Source organism: Marinobacterium aestuarii (genome assembly GCF_001651805.1).
Classification (GTDB): Bacteria; Pseudomonadota; Gammaproteobacteria; order Pseudomonadales; family Balneatricaceae; genus Marinobacterium_A; species Marinobacterium_A aestuarii.
The window spans coordinates 1,619,567-1,639,219 of record NZ_CP015839.1; the positions used below are offsets into that span (position 1 = coordinate 1,619,567).

Below are 19,653 nucleotides of genomic sequence, written 5' to 3' on the forward strand. Positions count from 1 at the left end.
GCTCCTCTTTCAGCCTGAACGACTGCAGCCTATTTGTGACTATCGATATTGAACATCTTCGTCAGCAGCTTGCGCTCTGCCAGTGCAAGGATCGCCTTGGTCTTCTCAGAAAGTTTCAGCAGCTGGAACAGCGCCTGGAAAAGGGCTTGCCGGCGGATCGCATCGCGATCCAGCTGGAACAGGCACTGGAACACTCAGCGGCGCAGGTAAAGGCGCGCGCTGCGCGGGTCCAGAGCATTAATTACCCCGATTTGCCGGTATCAGCGCGGCGCGAGGAAATCGCCAAGGTGATCGCCGCCAATCAGGTGGTCGTTATTGCCGGTGAGACAGGTTCCGGCAAGACCACTCAGATACCCAAGATCTGCCTGGAGCTGGGCCTGGGCGTGCGTGGCCTTATTGGTCACACCCAGCCGCGGCGCCTGGCCGCGCGCACTGTGGCGACGCGCATAGCGCAAGAGATGAATTGCAGCCTGGGTGACCAGGTGGGCTATCAGGTTCGCTTCACCGAGCAGGTGTCTGACCATACCCTGATCAAGCTGATGACCGACGGTATCCTGCTGGCGGAAACGCAGCACGACCGGTTGCTGGAGCGCTATGACGTCATCATTATCGATGAAGCCCATGAGCGCAGTCTCAATATCGACTTTCTGCTGGGATACCTGAAACGGATTCTGCCGCAGCGCCCGGACCTTAAGGTCATCATCACCTCGGCCACTATCGATCTGGAGCGTTTCTCGCGCCACTTTGATGACGCACCCATTATTGAGGTTTCGGGGCGCACCTACCCGGTTGAAGTGCTCTATCGCCCGCTGAATGATCGCGGTGAAGACCAGCCCGATGTAGACCAGCAGCAGGCAATTCTGGAGGCGGTGGAGGAAATCACCGATCTGGGGCGCAGTCAGCGCAGCAACAGCGCGCGGGATATTCTGATTTTTCTCAGTGGCGAGCGGGAAATCCGCGAAACGGCCGAAGTGCTGCGCCGGGCACAGTTGCGTGATACCGAAGTCATGCCGCTCTATGCGCGCCTGAGCGTGGCGGAGCAGAATCGGGTGTTTCAGGCGGATCGTGGTGCAGGCAGGCGCATAGTGCTGGCCACCAACGTGGCGGAAACCTCGGTCACGGTCCCGGGCATCGGTTACGTCATTGATCCCGGCCAGGCCCGTATTTCGCGTTACAGCTATAGAGCCAAGGTACAGCGTCTGCCGATTGAAGCGGTGTCCCAGGCCAGCGCCAATCAGCGCATGGGGCGCTGCGGTCGCATCTCCGCGGGTATCTGCATTCGACTTTATTCGCAAGAGGATTTCGAGGCCCGACCGCGCTTTACCGATGCCGAGATCCGGCGTACCAATCTGGCCGCGGTCATCCTGCAGATGCTCAGTCTGAGGCTGGGTGATATCGCCGACTTCCCCTTTATCGATCCACCGGACAGCCGCTTTATCAGTGACGGCTTCAAGCTGCTCGAAGAGCTCGGTGCTGTTGATACGGGGCGCGGCATGACGGCACTCGGGCGTCAGCTGGCACAGTTGCCGGTGGACCCGCGCATCGGGCGCATGGTGCTGGAGGGGGCCAAGCAGAATGCACTGCGCGAAGTGCTGGTGGTGGCCAGTGCGCTGAGCAGCCAGGATCCGCGTGAGCGCCCGCTCGACAAGCAGCAGGCGGCGGATGAGAAACACCGGGAATACGCCGACGATGAATCGGATTTTGTCACCCTGCTCAAGCTGTGGAATCTGTATGAAGAGCAGCGCCAGAGCCTGAGTCAGAATCAGCTGCGCAAATACTGCCAGAAGCACTTTCTGTCATTTTTGCGCATGCGCGAGTGGCGCGATGTGCATCGCCAGCTGCACTTGATTTGCCGGCAGTTGAAGCTGCAGGAAAACTCGATTGCGGCGGAATATGAGCCGTTTCACAAGTCGCTGCTGGCCGGGCTGCTGAGCCAGATTGGCATGCGACAGGAGAATCGGGAATATCTGGGGGCGCGCAACCGCCGCTTTCATCTGTTTCCGGCTTCGACAATATTCAAGAAGGCGCCCAAGTGGGTGATGTCGGCGGAAATGGTCGAGACATCGCGCCTGTTTGCCCGCATGAATGCGGCGATCAAGCCTGAGTGGGTCGAGCCACTGGCCGGGCATCTGGTCAAGCGCAGCTATCTTGAACCGCACTGGGAGAAAAAACGCGCCCAGGTCGTGGCCAGCGAACAAGTCACGCTCTTTGGTCTGATCATAGTACCGCGACGCAAGATCCATTACGGCACCATAGATCCAGTCGCCTGCCACGAGATCTTCATTCGCAGTGCGCTGGTGGAAGGGGAGTACCAGACCCAGGCGAAGTATTTCAGCCACAACCGCACACTGCTGGACGGGGTGGAGGCGCTGGAAGCCAAAAGCCGGCGCCGCGACCTGCTGGTGGATGAGGACAGTCTGTACGACTTCTATGCCGGACGCCTGGCCGAGAGTGGTGGCGCGGATATCGTTAACGGTGCGGGCTTTGAGCACTGGCGCAAGAGCGCCGAGCAGCAGAACCCTCAGGTGCTGTTCTTTACTGAGGCAGACGTATTGCAGCGCTCGGCGGCCCATGTGACAGCGCGGGACTATCCGCAGCGCATGAGGCTGGAAGGCGTCGACCTGCCGCTTAACTATCAGTTCGAACCCGGCACCGCCAGTGACGGCGTTACGCTCGATCTGCCGCTGGCACTGTTGAACGGGGTAACCCCGCGGCGCCCCGACTGGCTGGTACCCGGCATGCTGCAAGACAAGTGCATTGCCATCCTTAAAGGCTTGCCCAAGCCGCTGCGCAAGCATTTCGTGCCGATTCCGGATCATGTGCGGGCCTTCACCGATCAGGTGGTGTTTGCCGACGGTGATCTGTACGAGGCGCTCAGCCTGTTTTTGCGGCGCAAAACCGGTGTGCGCCTGGACCCGGCCAAGTTGCGCGCCGTCGAGCTGGACAAGCACTTCCGCATGAATATTCGTTTGCTGGATGCGGCCGGTCAGCAGTTGGGTGCCGGGCGGGACCTGGAGACGCTCTCAAGTGAATTTGGCAAGCAGGCCGAAGCTGCGTTGCGTGAAGGGCCGGGGGATAGCTGGGGTCGCAGCGGCTTGACTCGCTGGGATTTCGGAGAGCTGCCTGAGTCTGTGGAGCTGCGCCAGGCCGGCGGCATCCGCGTGGCGGCCTATCCTGGGTTGCGGGACTGCGGCGCAAGTGTCGAGCTGCACATCTGTGCCTCGGCGGATCAGGCGCAGGCGGAATCGCGCCAGGGCGTTGCCCGGCTTGCCATGCTGGAGCTCGCGGCGCCGGTGCGCTATGCGAGGCGCGAGATGCCTCATCTAAATGAAGCACTACTGTACGGCGGTGCCCAGTTTGACAAGACGCGGTTGGCGGATGCCATCCTGATGCAGGCGCTGATGCAATTAATGCAGCTGGATGAGTCGCTGCCGCGCTCAGAGTCGGATTACAGGGCGAGGCTTGAGCAGGCGCGTGCAGTTTTATGGGAAAAGGTTGTTCAACTGGCCGGGTTTGTACGCGACTGTCACCGGGATTATCACCAAGTGCGCAAGCAGCTGGGCGGAAACATCCCGCTGCAGGCAGTAACAGTACTGAATGATATAAAAAGTCAGCTTTCGGAGCTGATGCAGGCTGAATATTTGCTGACTACCCCCTGGCCGCAGTTGCAGCATTACCCGCGTTATCTGCAGGCGATTCTGAAGCGGCTGGAAAAATACCAGCGAGACCTTAATCGGGAGCGGTTATTATCTGACCAGTTGCAACAGTACTGGCAGCGCTATAAAGGTTTACGCGACAAAAATAAGGCTCAGGGTTTGTTTGACCCGGCGCTTGAAGAGTATCGCTGGATGCTGGAAGAGTACCGCGTCTCGCTTTTTGCCCAGGCGCTGGGTACCCAGGTCGCAGTATCGGACAAGCGGCTGCAGCAGCAGTGGCGCCAGTTGCAGGCGTGATTGTGCCTTGTAAAGGGCGAGAGGCAGCTGTTGCGCTCTAATAAGTGCCTTGTATGTTGCATGTTTTGGCGTCAGCTCCGCCGGCGACAGCTGGCACAAGTGAAAATGGCAGTAGTGACAGGCCTCGGGTGTCTGGAAGGTTGATAATAGAATCGCCAGCAAAGCATAAAATGTCGCAGCAGTTGTTGCGATTACGGCGTTTCTTGCTGTGGCGTCAGTGGTTTGGCGATGCGTCTTAATAGCGGGCTATGGTTTTTTGCAAGTCTTTATGTGCCTCGACGAGGCCTTACGCCAAATCGTTTGATCGCAGGCGGTCTGACGGCTGTGGGCGGGCTTGCGCGCCGCAGGCGGGTATGCTGTAATGCCTGCGGTTTGGCTATTGTCTGGCGGTTGCAATAGAGATATCCGTACCGGTTTGTTTAAAGCGGGAAAGGGTCAGACAAGGCAAAAGAATGTACAGGATTACTTAGCCTTTAGTTACAATTCGTGTGTAGCTATAAATAAAGTGGCCAGGCGAGAAGGAAAAGAAATGAAAAAAATCCTTTCACTGGTTTGAAATATTTAGGATTTATAGTACTTTCCTAGAAGCACTTAGGTGCACTAAGAAAAACTAGAGTACACAACTAGTAAGTTGAATCATTGAAGGGGAATGTTGATGAAAAAGTCACTGATCGCTCTGGCTATCGCCGGTGCCATGACTGCTCCGATCGTCGCTCAGGCTGATGCCACTCTGTACGGTAGCGTCGATACCCGTCTGCAGTTCAAAGAAGACAAAGATGCCAACCTGTACGTCGACAAAGCTGAAATCGGCGTTAAAGGTTCTTCCGACCTGGAAAACCTGGACGGCGTTAAAGCTACTTACCAGATCGAATTCCGTCTGGATGCCAACGGTTCCGATGGCAGCATCGAAGGTTTTGATATCGCTGGTGGTGCTGGCAACGACAGTAATGTCAACGGCGACGTTACCCTGCGTAAAGCCAACGTCGGCCTGGTTGGCGGCTTCGGTATCGTGCAGGTAGGTCGTCAGAACCGTCTGACCGAAGCTGCTGAAGGCTATACCGACATCCTGATGGGTGCGAGCAACAAGTACTGGAATAACGACCGCGTGGGTAACTCCATCGCTTACGTGACGCCAAAAATGGCTGGTTTTGAAGCCTATGCTCAGTTGATCGTCGATGGCGGCAATAGTGATGTTGAAGAAGACGTTGATGCCTGGATGGCTGGTTTCAACTACTCCATCATGGATCTGAGCCTGTCTGTTGGTTACACCGAAATCGATGGTAACTACATCGACGGCAACGCTGGTGATTCTGGTTTCCCTGACGGCGAACTGCTGACTGTTGGTGCTGGCTACAACATCGGCGACCTGACCCTGGGCGCTACTTACGAAGATGCTGAGTTCGGTTCTTTGGAAGCCGACATGTATGCCGTTGCTGCAACTTACGCAATTGGCAATGCCAAGCTGAAAGCTGTTTACGGACAGAATGACTACAACTACCAGTCTGAAGAAGACGCTTACGGCTTGCAGGCTGAATACGCTCTGGGCAAAAAAGCCGGTCTGAAAGCGGCTTACACCGTACTGGACATTGATGACGGCGATAAAGAAGACACCGTTACTCTGAGCTACTACGTAAACTTCTAATCCGCCTGGCGTGATTGGTTGTGCAGAAGGGTCCCCGCAAGGGGGCCCTTTTTTCGTTGGGGCAATGCTTGCCGAGTGGGCTGGGCGGCGGGGATGCTACTCTGCATCTGGTTTGCGCAGGTGCGAAATGCTATAAAGAGCAGATGTTTAGGCAGTGTTAAGTTTAGTAAAGGAAGCATTGACGATGAAATCCTGCAAGGCTGCGATGTTGAGCGCAGCGCTGATTGCTGCGCCGCTGGTTGCGGCCGAACAAGGCGAGAGCGTATCTGCGGATCCATGGGAAGGTTTTAACCGGACCCTGTTCGAGTTTAACGATATGCTGGATCGTTATGCGCTGAAACCGGTTGCCCAAGGCTATCAGTATGTGACGCCGGATCTGGTTGAACGTGGCGTGTCGAACTTTTTTGGCAATCTGGGGGATGTACGCACCCTGGTAAACAACGCGCTGCAGTTGAAGCTGCATGATGCCGCCAGTGATGCCGCCCGCATAACGCTTAACACCACCTTTGGTCTTGTCGGTGTCCTGGATTTAGCGACGCCGCTGGGGCTGGAAAAGCACAATGAAGACCTCGGTCAGACGCTGGGCTACTGGGGCGTGCCGAGTGGCAACTATCTGGTGTTGCCACTGTTTGGCCCCAGCACCCTGCGTGATGGCGTGGCGCTGGTGCCGGACAGCTACCTGGACCCTGTGGGCGAAGTCGAGCATGTGCCGACGCGTAACAGCCTCTATGGGGCGCGCCTGATTGATACCCGCGCGGAGCTGTTGAAGTCCGAAGGTTTGATCAGCGGTGATCGCTATCTTTTCATCCGCGATGCCTATCTGCAGCGCCGGGAATACCAGGTTAATGACGGTCAAATCAATGCGCCTTTTGATGCTCAGGACTTCTGATCTTTGCGTTGCAACTTCAGGGTAATCGGCGTAGTGTGCAGGCTCATGAATATGTGGCTTTTTCTACCGCAGGCTACTCTATGAGTCCCCCCTGCCACCGGATTCTGCTGGTGGAGTCCGATACTCAACTTATCGATCAAATCTTTGAACTTAGTGAGCAGGTCGAGCCTTTTCGTCTGCAGATACTGAGAGCCTCTGATGCGTCGGCGCTCGAAAGCCTGCTGGATCACTATGAGTTTTCGCTGGCTGTGGTCAATGTCCAGCGGCTGCCGGCGGATCTTGCTCTGCGCGACCTTTGTATCCGTTTGCACCCCAAGCCGGTTGTTGCGCTGGTGCCAGAGCTGGATGCTTCCTATCTGCTCAGTGGGCTGCGTGCCGGTGCCAGTGACATCTACAGCTACCGTTGCCTGCAGTACGAAGCCCAGGCCTTTGTCGCGACACTCTCTCGCCTGCTGAGCCGGGCGGCGCAGCTTGAGGCTGCAAACCTCTACCGCGAGAGTCTGGAGCGCAGTCTTGATGAGCTGCGTTCGGACCAGATGGCAGCTCAGCAGGTGCAGCAGAATTTGCTGCCGGCCAAGCTGCAAACCATCGGTGGCGTCAGTTTTGCCTATGATCTGACGCCGTCCCTGGTGCTGAGTGGTGACTTTGTCGATGTGGCGCCGCTGGATGATCATCTAACGCTGTTTTATCTGGCTGACGTTTCAGGCCATGGAGCCTCGTCGGCGCTGGTCACTGTGTTGCTCAAGAATATGACCAATCGTGTGTTGCGGGCCCACCATCGTGATACGCCCCTGTCTGAGCTGTCGCCTGCCTCTACCCTCTACTTGCTGAACCGCGAGCTGCTTGATACCGGCCTTGGCAAGCATTTTACGATCTTTGCCGGGATTCTGGATGCGCGTAATTCAACCCTCAAATACGCCGTGGGGGGGCACCACCCCATGCCGATCCTGAGTCAGGGAGGGGAGGCACGCTTTCTGTCCGGTCGGGGCATGCCGGTGGGGCTGTTTGACGAGCCGTTTTTTGATGAGCACGAGCTGCATCTGGCCGATACATTTTCACTGACTCTGTTCTCGGACGGCGTGCTGGAAGTCATGGTTGGGGAAGGCTCGCTGGAAAAACGTGAGGAGCGGTTGCGCACTCTGGTAGCGGCGGGTGTAGTGCAGCCTGATGATTTGCTGGACACTGTGCTGGGTACCGCCAGCTGTCCGGATGATATTGCTATTTTGACTTTGTTCCGGGACGCTTCTGATGCGTGAAGGCTCGATTTTTTTTGCCCGCGAGGGTGATAGTTACGTATTGAAGTTTGTTGGCGAAGTGCGCCTCACGCTCTGTACGACCCTTGATCGCCACCTGGAGCAGGTACTGGCCGTTGGGGGTGTTCGGCATATTCTGGTGGATTTGACCGAAACCGATAGCATTGACAGTACGTCGCTGGGGTTGATTGCCAAGCTGGCGGTGGGGGCGAGTCGTCTGTCTCTGGAGGCGCCGACCCTGGTATCGACCAATGAAGATGTGACGCGCATTCTTTTTACCATGGGTTTTGAGCGCATTTTTTTGCTGCTGGATACCATGCCAACCAGTCTGGTCGATCTCAAGCGGCTGCCGTTTGTGCAGGAATCGGAAGCAGCGGTGCGTGATCGTATTATTGAAGCGCACAAGGTTCTGATGAGTCTGAATGAGTCTAATCGGGATGCCTTTGTTGATCTGGTTTCTACGCTGGAGTGTCACCTCTGACTCAGGGCGGGATTCTAGCCAGTCGGGCGTGCTTTTAGGAGTTTGTCCTATGGTATCTGCCGGTAAAAGCTCTAGTATTGACTTTGTAAGCTGAGGTCACAGGGATAGGGCGCGACGAAGGGATACGAACTCAATTACTCACTTCTCAGGGATTTGAGGGGTGACCGGCAAGGATGCTGGGCGAGGGCTTGATGGCAGGATGCCAAAGAGCCCTTTTTTTATGTCTGCTTTTTATATCTGCAGCTTTATTTATCTCTGCTTCAAGCGCTTTGCAATAATCTGATCTGCCCAGTTTTTTAGACTCGCTTGCGCCTCGAATTTACCGGTTGCCTGATATTTTCAAGTGTCTGGCGCTCGCCCGGCTTTTATCTTTTTCCTGCCTGCCTGCCTGCCTGCCTGCCTGCCTGCCTGCCTGCCTGCCTGAGCGAAAGTGCGTATAGCTCGCCGTCCCTGGCAGGCTAAGTGCGGCGGTGCCCGTGCGTCAGAGTGCCAGCAGCAGTTGCTCGAGCTTGATCTGGTCTGCGGTAAAGTTGCGAATGCCTTCTGCCAGCTTTTCCGTCGCCATGGCGTCTTCGTTCATCTGCCAGCGGTAGTTGCTTTCTGTCAGGCTGGTGTTGAGTTCCTGGCGGCGGGCGCTCGCGCGGCTCAGGCGTTGCTCCAGTGGTGCCTGGGTGGCGTCCAGTTCCTGCATCAGTGCGGGGCTGATGGTCAGGCGATCGCAACCGGCCAAGGCCTGAATTTCGCCAATATTGCGAAAGCTTGCGCCCATGACAACGGTGCCATAGTCGTGCTGCTTGTAGTGGTTGTAAATGCGCGTTACTGAAACCACGCCAGGATCGCGGTCGCCACCAAAGTCGGCGTCGGGTTGCTGGGCGCGGTGCCAGTCGAGGATGCGGCCGACAAAGGGAGATATCAGGAAAGCGCCTGCGTCAGCGCAGGCCTGGGCCTGGGCGAAACCAAACAGCAGGGTAAGGTTGCAGTTGATGCCTTCGCGCTCCAGTATCTCGGCGGCGCGGATGCCTTCCCAGGTGGAGGCGATCTTGATCAGGATGCGGTCGGTCTTGATGCCGGCCTCCTGATACATGGCCATAAGCTTGCGGGCGCGGGTGACGGTGGCGTCCGTATTAAAGGACAGGCGGGCATCCACCTCGGTGGAGACACGTCCGGGCACCAGTTTAAGGATTTCCAGCCCGATGAGTACCGCCAGCTTGTCGGTCATGTTGCCAAGCTGCTGCTGGTTGTCGCCGCCAAGGCTCTGGGCCCAGCTGCGTGCCTGTTCCAGCAGGGGGCGATAGGCCGGGTTCTGGCCGGCCTTGAGCAGCAGTGAGGGGTTGGTGGTGGCGTCGACGGGTCTGAACTGGCGTATCGCCTCGATATCGCCGGTATCTGCCACAACACTGGTGATGGCTTTCAACTGTTCCAGCTGGCTTTGCATGCTCTGTGTGTCCTTTGTCGAAATGATTAGGCGGGTATCCGTTCCATTGCTTGCCTGAGTACCTCGGAGCCGGCACCGGGCTTGTGGGCGTTCTCGCTCAGGTAGCGGCGAAATTGCTTGCCGCCGCGCTGGGCATGAAACAAACCCAGAATATGGCGTGAAATATGCCCCAGGTTGACCCTGTCACCGAGCTCCTGCTCGCTGTAGCTGATCATCTGCTGCAATGCCTCGAGGCGACTGATGGCGTCACCTGGTGCACCGTATAGTCGGCTGTCGACATCGGCCAGCAGGCTGTAGGGGTTCTGGTAGGCTTCGCGCCCAACCATCACGCCATCAACGTGCTCAAGGTGGGTGTCGCATTCCTCGAGTGACTTGATGCCGCCGTTGATAATAATCTCAAGCTCTGGGAAGGCTTGCTTGATGCGATAGACCCAGTCGTATTTCAGCGGCGGTACATGGCGATTTTCCTTAGGGCTAAGGCCTTTGAGGATCGCCTTGCGGGCATGAATAATGAAAGTGCTGCAGCCCGAGGTGCGTACGGTGTCGACAAAGTGGTGCAGCTCCTCATAGCTGTCCATGTCGTCAATGCCCAGGCGGTGCTTCACGGTAACGGGTATTGATACGGCGCTTTGCATGCGCTCAAGGCATTCGGCCACCAACTGTGGATGAGCCATCAGGCAGGCGCCAATCATGTTGTTCTGCACCCGGTCGCTGGGGCAGCCAACATTGAGGTTTACTTCGTCGTATCCATGGTCCTGCGCCATGCGACTGCACAGCGCCAGCGCATCCGGATCACTGCCGCCAAGCTGCAGCGCTATGGGGTGTTCCGCGTTCTGATAGCGCAGAAAGCGTTCGCTGTCGCCGTGAATCAGTGCGCCGGTCGTGACCATTTCGGTGTACAGCAGAGCATTGCGGCTCAGCAGACGATGAAAGTAGCGACAGTGACGATCTGTCCAGTCCATCATGGGCGCGACGGAAAAGCGGCGGTTGGGCGCCTGGCTGTTAGTGCTGGTGGCTGGCTGGTGCTGGAGGCTGCTGGGCATGTTGTACAACTGAGGTCTGTGATCGGCGATGGAATTTGCGGGCTCGATTATACACCAAGCACGCAAGTGCAGGCGACTGGCGTGGCAGGTGGCCGATAGCGGGAGGGCCTAAGGGGTGCGGCCCGAGGTTTAAATCGCTATGATTGCCACCTGCGTTTTGTGCAACCGCCCTCGGTGTCTGCACCGGCATCGCCTTCAGGTGGCTGTCGAGCACCCCGTTTAGTATTAAGTGTTCAGGTTTCAATGGGTTATGTTTTTTTCGCGATTTTTAGCCACACCCTGGCATGGGCTCTGTCGGTGCGCTTCACTGTTCCGACGCTCCGCGCTGCTGCTTGCCTGGGGGCTGCTGATCCTGCTGGATCTGTTTATGGTACGCGACAGCGCCTGGCTGGTTGAGAACCTGTTTGGTAAGCGTTTTATCGTAAATTTCGCCCTCAGCGCGCTGATTTTCTGGTTGCTGCTGTACTGCGTGCGGGGTTTGCTGTGGCGCAGGCCCTGGTTTGGATCTGTTGTGCTGCTGCTGCTGGGCGCGGCCTATTTTGCCCAGACATCCTACTTCAATGTCTATGGCAAATTTGTTACCGCATTTGATTTTCGGTTTTTTGCCGCCGATCCGCTGCTGTCGCTGCAGCTGGGCGCGCAAAGCGTTGCGCTGTGGCATTCGATCTGGGTAACGGCGTTTGTTGGGCTGATTCTGGCGCTGGTGATGTCGCTCGATGCTCGTCCGTCGTTACTGCGGCGCGGGTTCAGCGCTGCGCTGGCACTGCCGTTGTTTCTGCTGGTTACACTGAACTGGTATGGCGCCTCGAGCTTTCAGGTGGCGCCAGTGGCCTACCTTGGCAGCCTTGTCAGTGCGCTTGAGGTACAGGTTAAAACGCTGGAGCGGCCGGTTAAGCCTGAGTTGTTGCGCCATGCCGCCAGTCCCGCTGCGCCTAATGTCATAGTGGTGATTGGCGAGTCGCTGAACCGGGATCATCTGGGTCTCTATGGCTACGGGCGCGACACGACGCCGCACCTGTCGGCGATGCTCAGGCGCGGCGAGATGCTGGCCATGGAAAATGCGGTGGGTGTCTCGCCTCGGACCCTGACATCGGTGCCCTATATGCTCACCGGGCTGCAGGGGGTGGATCCCCATGGCGTCATCTATACCGTGCCCACATTGTTCAATTATGCCAAGAGCGGCGGTTACCAGACGGCGCTTATTACGGCGCAGGATTTTCAGTGGCGTAATCTGGATCAGCTGTTTGTCGACGATGATCTGGATCACTATGAGCAGGGCGTGAATTTCAGCGCCAATGTGTCGGTATCCGTGGGTGCTGACGACCTGCAGGTGCTGCAGCGGGGGATTATGCCCTACATAAAGCGCGCGACTGAGCAGGCGGAGCCCTTTATGCTGGTCACTCAGATGAGTGGCAGCCACACGCCGTTTGGCGCCCAGGTGCCGGCAGCCTACAAGATGTACCTGCCGGAAGCGGGTCCCAATAGCGTGAATGCCTATGACAATACGGTGCGCTATACGGATCTGTACCTGTCGAGGCTGGTGGAGGAGGCGCGGCGCCTTGATCCCAATACCTGGGTGTTTTATGCCAGTGACCACGGCGAGCATGTGGATGACAAGGGCAGCCGCTTTCATGCCGACTTTATTCCCGAAGTGATTCGCAACCCGCTGCTGGTATTTCCCCCAATCGGTCAGCTGGATGCGGTGAAGGCTGCGGTGGATGCGCCGGTCAGTGCGGCGGATATAGTGCCCAGCGCGCTGGAACTGATGGCGGTTGTGCCTGTCACTGAGCTCGGCGGTGTGAGTTTGCTGCACCCGATAGACCCGCAGCGCATGCGCATCGTGACGGCCTACATGATTACGCTGCACAATGACCCGCGGGCCGCCCTGGTGTTTCCTGATCAGTCCATCTATGACATTGATTTCAAGCGCGGCAGCGTGAAATTAAGTGATGGTGAAACACTGATTCGTTACGATGAGCTGGAACCCAAGTACCGTGGCTTGTTCGAGCCGCGACTTAGCATGTCTGGAGAGGGATGATGCCCAACGATAAAGTGACAGGGCCTGCACGCTTTTACTATGCAACCTGCTACTCAATGAAAGGAATTCGGGCGGCCTTTGTCCATGAGCCGGCCTTTCGTTACGAGGTGTATGCGGCGCTGGTGCTGATACCACTGTCGTTCTGGGTCGCCCAGACGGGAGTCCAGCTCGGGCTGCTGATTGCCAGCTGTTTGCTGGTGCTGATGGCAGAGGTGTTTAACAGTGCCATAGAGGCGGTGGTGGACCGGGCCGGGCTCGAAATGCATGAGCTGGCCGGGCGCGCCAAGGATCTGGGGTCTGCGGGGGTGTTTTTTACGCTGCTGATCGTGATGCTGATCTGGGGCGGGGTGCTGTGGGACAATCTTGCTGTCGTCTGATGTCAGACTTGACTGAATGCAGTCGCGTTTTTAAGAAAAGCAAAAACAAAAATAAGCAGGAGCGGGACTCATCCCGGTTCCTGCTTTTTTTCGTCGCTTGGGGTTTAGACTAAGCCCTGGCTGAACGGCATTTCCGGCAGGTTGCGTGCGTAGAATATTTCCCGCATCTCGCGAAACAGATTGTCGGTAATGGTACTGATTTCTTCTTCGCTCATGCCCTGGGTGGTGGTGCCAAACAGGTACTGGTTGAGGTCGAAGTCGTTCAGCATCATCTTGGTATGGAAGATGTTTTCCTGATAAACGTTCACATCCACCATCTGGTACAGATCGCGGATATCGTCGCTCATGAAATTCTGAATCGAGTGAATATCATGGTCGATATAGTGCTTGATACCGTGAACGTCGCGGGTGAAGCCGCGTACACGATAGTCGATCGTCACTATGTCGGACTCGAGCTTGTGAATCAGGTAGTTCAGCGCTTTCAGCGGCGAAATGACGCCACAGGTAGACACCTCGATATCGGCACGAAAGGTGCAGATGCCGTTGTCCGGATGGCTCTCCGGGTAGGTGTGTACGCAGATATGACTCTTGTCCAGGTGAGCCACGACGGAGTCCGGCTGCAGCGGGCCCGGCTTTTCCGATGTATCCACCATCAGTGAGTCTTTCAGCGGCTCCTCCGATACCAGAATCGTCACGCTCGCGCCCTGGGGCTCGTAGTCCTGGCGGGCGACATTCAGTACGTTGGCGCCGATGATATCGCAGACCTCGGTCAGGATCTCGGTCAGGCGATCAGCGTTGTATTGCTCATCAATGTACTCGATATATTCTGCTTTCTGTTCCGGAGTCCGGGTGTAGCAGATATCGTAAATACAGAAACTCAGGCTTTTGGTGAGGTTGTTAAAGCCCTGCAGTTTGATCTTGCCACTGGGTGTCAACGATCAGGCCTCCAAAAAAATAACGCGCCTCTCGGGCGCGATGGACGAATAGCTATGGGGCTGGCCCCGGCAATGTGTCGTGATTGTAGTGCAACTGGGCGATCAGAAAAAGTCCAAGGGGCGACAAAAGTCCTGCTGTACAAAAATCAGGCCACGGGAAACTCATTCGGATAATATTTCTGCCTGTTATTGCAAATCATTATCGTTTAGATTATCGTCTGTCTTGTTCGCAAGTCGCCGATATTCATCGGAGTTTATGCCGGTGTGCTATCGGTTCGACAGGGCCCATCTTTGGCGGGATGCGCTCAGTCACATTTTTAATGTTCAAGGCTCTTATCACGCGTATCGTGAATGCCGGCTCTGTCATGGAGCCGGTTTTTTTATTGCCGCAGGGTTGGGAGTCTGAAAGAAAGCGCTGGGTACTAGTGTACTGCTTCGCCCTAATGGGTGCTTATAGAGCCCGCCAATGCGTGTCCGGCAAGGCGCCGTCCGCCGGTAATAGTGGGGCTCTTGCCAAGAGCGGCAACGCAGCTGGGCGCGAATTGGCGCGCTCCCTGCGGGCGAGCCGCCAGAAGGTCGTCCGCGGTGTTGCATTTCCTCGACATAGGCCCACTATGCCTTCGAAAATGCACCGTGCGGCCCACCTCCTGGCGACTCGCTAAAAGTGCCTCTAAGAGCGAAGCAGTACACTAGTGCGGTTGCTCGCAGGGCTAACGTATCTAAGCAAGAAAGCGATAGGGCATCGGAAGTGCCGGAGGTAGCGATAAGCTTAGTTAAAATCGAACCCTAGCTGCTCTTCGCTACGGCCCGTGTGGCGGTAGCCCAGTTTGCGCTGTTGACGGGCGATGCTGCTGAGCAGGCGTCTGGCTTCCTTGTAGGAGTGCAGCACGGTATGGGTCACTGTCGCTTCATTCGCCGCTCGATCACCCCAGCTCTGGCTCAGAATCCAGTCACCGACAAGGTCCTGATACAGGCGAACAATGAAGTATTCCTGCTCTTTTTGCCAGCGTACTATCAAGGGGCTTTTACCGTAACTCGATCGGGGGGAAAATGTTGCAGTGAATGCATACCCGTTTATGCGACAGACCCAGGCCCGCCGCGCCAGATCCCGATGCAAGGTGCAGCGGGCGTAACGGCGCATTGAGCCCGAAACCATGGCATTTGTAAAGATCCGGAGTACAGATTGAAGTCCAGTCATCTGAATATAGTTGCCGACGAAAACATACCCGCGCTCCAGGCCCTGCTGGGGTCTCTTGGCACTGTCCGAACCCTGCCGGGGCGCAGCATGACGGCGGCTGATCTGGCCGATACCGATGTGCTGCTGGTGCGCTCCATTACCCGGGTCGACCGGGCGTTGCTTGAAGGCACACCGGTGCGTTTTGTCGGCACGGCAACCATTGGCATGGATCATGTTGATCAGGCGTACCTGCGTGAGCAGAGCATTGCGTTTAGCAGTGCGCCGGGCTGCAATGCCGATGCGGTGGTGGAGTATGTGCTGACCGTGCTTTATAGCCTGGCGGCTGAGCAGGGCTTTGTGCTGCGGGACAAAACCGTTGGCATTATCGGTGTTGGCAATGTCGGATCCCGCCTGCAGCGTCGCCTGCAGCGCCTTGGCATCAATTTGCTGCTTAACGACCCACCGCGTGCAGCCGAGGGCGGCGAGTCGTTCGTCAGTCTGGACAGGCTGCTGGACGAGGCCGATATCCTGTGCCTGCATACGCCGCTGGTCACCGCCGGGCCGCACCCCACGCAGCATCTGCTGGGTGCTGCGCAGCTGAAGCGTCTGCGTGCGGGGGCGATTGTACTGAACGCCGGACGCGGCGCGGCTATCGACGGTGCGGCGCTGCTGCAGGTGGCAGGGCAGCGCCCGGACCTGACTCTGGTGCTGGATGTCTGGGAAAATGAACCGGGTATTGATACTGCGCTGGCGCCTTTCGTGCGTCTGGGTTCGCCCCATATTGCCGGTTACAGTCTGGACGGCAAGATTCGCGGCACCTATATGCTGTATCAGGCGCTGTGTCAGCACCTTGGGTTGCCGGAAGCCGCTCCTCTGCAGGACTATCTGCCCGCGGCATCGGTACCTCGGGTGGAGGCGGGCCCCGGCCTGACTCCGCTTGAGCTGATGCGTCTGTTGTATGACCCCTATCGGGATGACCGTGCGCTGCGCGCAACCCTGGGATTGCCACAGGCGCAGCGTGGGGTCGCATTTGACCGCCTGCGCAAGGAGTATCCGGTACGGCGGGAGTTCGACACCCTGACGGTTACCGGCCGGCTGGCGCCCGCGCTGGCCGAGGAGCTTGTGGCGCTCGGCTTCAGGGTGGAATTGTCGTAAGCTGTCGCGCTTTTAATGCGTCATGACCACGCCGGAACCTTAATGCCCAAGTCACTTGAACAAAGTGCCGAATCCCTGGATCTGGCGCAGTTACGGCCATTGCCGGGCGAGCGCCTGCGGGTTGAAAGCCGCACGCCACGCAGCCGCTTTGTTTCCGAGCTCATTGGCTATCGGGTTGATGGCAGTGTGCTGATCGCCGCGCCCCGTGCAGGCTCTCTGGCAGCCAGTGTCAATCCGGGCTCGTCGGTGACCGTGCGGCTGATGGCGGGCAACCGCATTTGCGCCTTTACCAGCCGGTTGCTGCGGATTCAGACACAGCCCTTTGGCTACTGGCACCTTGAGTACCCCGGTGAGGTGGAAGTCCGCCGGATCCGCAACTGCACCCGTGTGCCTGTGCGCCTGAAAATAGCGCTGGATACCGAGGATGACGCTGCAGCAACACAGTCGGGTTTGCCCTGTTCGGCGCTCTGTACGGATATCAGCCTGCAGGGCGCCTGTGTCGAGGCCCTGGGGTTGATCGGCCAGCCAGGTGAACGGCTGTTTGTGACCCTGCGCATTGTGCTGGCCGGTATCGACCAGGTTCTGCTGGTGCCGGCGCAGATAAGGAGCCAGCAGGCGTTGGCAACCGGTTTTCGCTACGGAGTGGAATTCTGCGATCTGGAGGAAGATAGCCGCGTGATGCTGGCAGGCTTTGTCTATCAGCAATTGCTGCTCGAAACCGGCCATATAGACGCGGTTCTCTAAGGGAGCAGGATACTGTGGGCCGGCAGTGGTCAATTATTCAAATTATCAGGTGCAGGAGGTCGAGTGTTTCGACTGGGATTGATCATTAACCCGCTGGCAGGCATTGGCGGCAGCGTGGCCCTCAAGGGCAGCGATGGTGCCGAGACCGCGCGTCTTGCGCTGGAACTCGGTGCTAAGCCCAGAGCCTGCGAGCGCGCGCTGCAGGCGCTGCTGCCGCTGCAGGGGCTGGAGGTCGAGGTGCTGACCTGGCCGGCGGAAATGGGGGCCGATGTGGCGATTAACGCAGGTTTTGAGCCCCGGGTGCTGGGCCAGATCGAATCGGGTCATACCGGTCCAGAGGACACGGAGCGCGCGGCGCTGGCGCTGGCGGCGGCTGGGGTCGATCTGATCCTGTTTGCCGGCGGTGATGGCACGGCGCGCAATATCTGCAATGTGCTGTCGGATCGAGTACCGGTACTGGGGGTGCCCGCCGGGGTGAAAATCCATTCCGGTGTCTATGCCGTTACGCCGCGGGCGGCCGGGGAAATTGTTGCCATGCTGGTGCGCGGCGAGCTGGTGACGCTGGCGGATCAGGAAGTGCGGGATATCGACGAAGAGGCCTTTCGCCAGGGAAGGGTGCGTGCCAAGTACTACGGCGAGCTGCTGGTGCCCCAGGAGCACCGTTATCTGCAGCATGTGAAAAATGGCGCCCGCGAGGTTGAAGAGCTGGTGCTGGCGGATATCGCCGCGGACATGGTGGAATCCATGTTGCCGGGCGTACGTTATGTGATGGGCTCTGGCACCACGGTGCAGGCGGTAATGCAGGAACTGGGGTTGGCGAATACGCTGCTGGGCGTGGATGTTGTCGAGGATGGTCAGCTGATCGCCAGCGACTGTACCGCCGAGCAGTTGCTGGCGTTAACCGAGAGCCGCGACAGCCAGCTGGTGATTACGGTCATCGGTGGACAGGGGCATATTATCGGGCGTGGCAATCAGCAGCTGAGCCCTGCGCTGCTGCGCCGTATCGGGCGCGACAATATTCATTTGCTGGCATCCAAAACCAAGCTCAAGGCGCTGGAAGGGCGGCCCCTTATTGTCGACAGCGGGGATCCGCAGCTGGATGCCGCCTTCGCGGGTCTGATGCGCATTACCACCGGCTACCACGACGCCGTACTCTATCGGGTGGCGGATTACTGAGTGGGCTTCTAACCTGAAAGGACGTTAAAGAACGCTGGCTGGCGTATGTGGATGCGCGGCTAGATGCGTTCTGTGACTCTGGAGGTGCTCATGTTTCCCGGTCTGTTCGGATTTGTACTGCGATGGCTTGGGCTGGGCGAATGGCAAGTGCGTTCTCGCCTGAGGCTGGTGCGCAACATCTGGATACTGTCGGGGCTCTTTATGCTATGGCTGGCGCAGCCTCCGCTGATGATAGCGGTGGCGCTCTTCAGTACCTGCCTGTCCTTTTGTGTGTTGGACGAAGGCGGCTGAGCGAGCTGCAGAACGCAAAACGGGCGCCCAAGGGCGCCCGCTTTTGTTTCTGAAGTGCTGTATCTGCAGTCTTATAGCTTGGGTGGCCTAGCGGCGGTTCTGCAGTGCAGCGATACGGTCATCCAGCGGCGGATGCGACGACAGCAGTGCCATAAAGCCCTGTTTTATGTGGCTGCTGATGCCAAATGCGGTCAGCTGGCCCTGTAACTGGTCAGGCACACCATATTCGGACTTCAGGCGCTGCAGTGCGCCGATCATGGCGTGGGGGCTGGCCAGGGAGGCACCGGACTCATCGGCACGGTATTCACGGCGACGGGAGAACCAGGCCACGATAACGGAGGCCGCAATGCCGAACAGGATTTCAAATACAAAGGTGGTGATATAGAAACCAATGCCAGGGCGTGAGTCATCGCCATCACGGCGCAGGAAGGAATCTACGGCATAGGCGGCGATGCGGGCGAAGAACATCACGAAGGTGTTCACCACCCCCTGCACTAGCGCCAGCGTTACCATGTCGCCATTGGCAACATGGCCAATTTCATGGGCCAGGACGGCGCGGGTTTCTTCCTTGCGAAAGCGATCCAGCAGGCCCTGGCTGACGGCGACCAGGGCGGCATTTTTGTTCCAGCCGGTGGCAAAAGCATTGGCCTGCTGCGCCGGGAAAATGCCGACCTCGGGCATCTTGATACCGGCCTTTTCCGACAGTTCTGCAACGGTGTCCAGTAGCCAGCGTTCCGCTTCGGTGCGTGGCTGGGTGATGATCTGGGTGCCGGTCGACATCTTGGCCATCATCTTGGACAGCAGCAGCGAAATAATGGATCCGGCGAAACCGAACACCGCACAGAAGGCCAGCAATGAGCCGAGGTTGAGCCCGGTACCGCTGAGGTAATGCTCGACGCCCAGCAGGCTTAGGGTAATGCTGGCGACGATCAGTACAGCGATGTTGGTGGCAAGAAACAGGACGATCCGCATCATGGTGTAAGTCTACCTGGTTGGGTGTTAGGCGATAAGATGTGGGCAGGGCGATAAAGTTTCAATGTATTGGGCATTAAAAATCGTCTGGT

Annotated in this window: 16 protein-coding genes; 11 read left to right on the forward strand and 5 right to left on the reverse strand. The window is 57.7% G+C overall.

Annotated elements, in window-relative coordinates:
- Positions 1–35: 35 nt before the first annotated feature.
- From hrpA to A8C75_RS07215, 5 genes are all read left to right on the forward strand, one after another.
- Entirely contained in the window at positions 36–3,953 is a 3,918-nt protein-coding gene (hrpA, locus tag A8C75_RS07195) for an ATP-dependent RNA helicase HrpA (protein ID WP_067380045.1), read from the forward strand.
- 655 nt (positions 3,954–4,608) lie between these two features.
- A complete protein-coding gene (locus A8C75_RS07200) occupies positions 4,609–5,595 on the forward strand; it encodes a porin (RefSeq protein WP_067380048.1) in 987 nt (328 codons plus the stop codon).
- Between the two features lie 184 nt (positions 5,596–5,779).
- Entirely contained in the window at positions 5,780–6,484 is a 705-nt protein-coding gene (locus A8C75_RS07205) for an MlaA family lipoprotein (protein WP_067380051.1), read from the forward strand.
- Between the two features lie 80 nt (positions 6,485–6,564).
- Positions 6,565–7,740: a PP2C family protein-serine/threonine phosphatase gene (locus tag A8C75_RS07210; protein ID WP_067380054.1), complete on the forward strand. Its 1,176-nt coding sequence runs from the start codon at positions 6,565–6,567 to the stop codon at positions 7,738–7,740.
- A complete protein-coding gene (locus A8C75_RS07215; protein WP_067380058.1) occupies positions 7,733–8,218 on the forward strand; it encodes an STAS domain-containing protein in 486 nt (161 codons plus the stop codon). Before A8C75_RS07210 ends, A8C75_RS07215 begins: the two co-directional genes overlap by 8 nt.
- A 481-nt stretch (positions 8,219–8,699) precedes the next feature.
- Here the strand turns inward: A8C75_RS07215 and tal are convergent, their stop codons facing one another.
- Positions 8,700–9,653, reverse strand: coding sequence for a transaldolase (gene tal, locus A8C75_RS07220; protein WP_067380062.1), 954 nt, complete (start codon positions 9,651–9,653; stop codon positions 8,700–8,702).
- Positions 9,654–9,679: 26 nt separating this feature from the next.
- Complete coding sequence (dusA, locus tag A8C75_RS07225; protein WP_067380066.1) at positions 9,680–10,696, reverse strand: tRNA dihydrouridine(20/20a) synthase DusA; 1,017 nt, start codon at positions 10,694–10,696, stop codon at positions 9,680–9,682.
- A gap of 250 nt (positions 10,697–10,946) precedes the next feature.
- Here dusA and A8C75_RS07230 point away from each other — a divergent pair, with 250 nt between their 5' ends.
- Positions 10,947–12,734 carry a phosphoethanolamine transferase gene (locus A8C75_RS07230; RefSeq protein WP_067380069.1) on the forward strand — a complete coding sequence of 596 codons (1,788 nt, stop codon included), beginning with the start codon at positions 10,947–10,949 and terminating at the stop codon, positions 12,732–12,734.
- Positions 12,734–13,111: a diacylglycerol kinase gene (locus A8C75_RS07235; RefSeq protein WP_067380072.1), complete on the forward strand. Its 378-nt coding sequence runs from the start codon at positions 12,734–12,736 to the stop codon at positions 13,109–13,111. Before A8C75_RS07230 ends, A8C75_RS07235 begins: the two co-directional genes overlap by 1 nt.
- Positions 13,112–13,215: 104 nt before the next feature.
- Here A8C75_RS07235 and speD read toward each other — a convergent pair whose 3' ends face one another.
- The gene (gene speD / locus A8C75_RS07240) at positions 13,216–14,046 is read right to left on the reverse strand and encodes an adenosylmethionine decarboxylase (protein ID WP_067380075.1); all 831 of its coding nucleotides are present in this window, start codon (positions 14,044–14,046) and stop codon (positions 13,216–13,218) included.
- Positions 14,047–14,815: 769 nt separating this feature from the next.
- Positions 14,816–15,064 (reverse strand): hypothetical protein, encoded by a 249-nt coding sequence (locus tag A8C75_RS07245; protein ID WP_067380078.1) that lies wholly within the window; start codon positions 15,062–15,064, stop codon positions 14,816–14,818.
- A 165-nt stretch (positions 15,065–15,229) separates the two neighbouring features.
- Here A8C75_RS07245 and pdxB point away from each other — a divergent pair, with 165 nt between their 5' ends.
- The 4 genes from pdxB to A8C75_RS07265 all read left to right on the forward strand — a co-directional run bounded on the left by pdxB (position 15,230) and on the right by A8C75_RS07265 (position 18,589).
- The gene (gene pdxB, locus A8C75_RS07250) at positions 15,230–16,378 is read left to right on the forward strand and encodes a 4-phosphoerythronate dehydrogenase PdxB (RefSeq protein WP_084783845.1); all 1,149 of its coding nucleotides are present in this window, start codon (positions 15,230–15,232) and stop codon (positions 16,376–16,378) included.
- 42 nt (positions 16,379–16,420) lie between these two features.
- Positions 16,421–17,122 (forward strand): flagellar brake protein, encoded by a 702-nt coding sequence (locus A8C75_RS07255; RefSeq protein WP_067380081.1) that lies wholly within the window; start codon positions 16,421–16,423, stop codon positions 17,120–17,122.
- Between the two features lie 63 nt (positions 17,123–17,185).
- Positions 17,186–18,298, forward strand: coding sequence for an ATP-NAD kinase family protein (locus A8C75_RS07260; RefSeq protein ID WP_067380084.1), 1,113 nt, complete (start codon positions 17,186–17,188; stop codon positions 18,296–18,298).
- Positions 18,299–18,361: 63 nt separating this feature from the next.
- On the forward strand, positions 18,362–18,589 hold the full coding sequence (locus tag A8C75_RS07265; RefSeq protein ID WP_157890236.1) for a hypothetical protein: 228 nt from the start codon (positions 18,362–18,364) through the stop codon (positions 18,587–18,589).
- Positions 18,590–18,676: 87 nt separating this feature from the next.
- On the opposite strand, the gene htpX is transcribed toward A8C75_RS07265, so the two are convergent.
- Positions 18,677–19,564: a protease HtpX gene (gene htpX / locus A8C75_RS07270; RefSeq protein WP_067380089.1), complete on the reverse strand. Its 888-nt coding sequence runs from the start codon at positions 19,562–19,564 to the stop codon at positions 18,677–18,679.
- Positions 19,565–19,653: the final 89 nt, after the last annotated feature.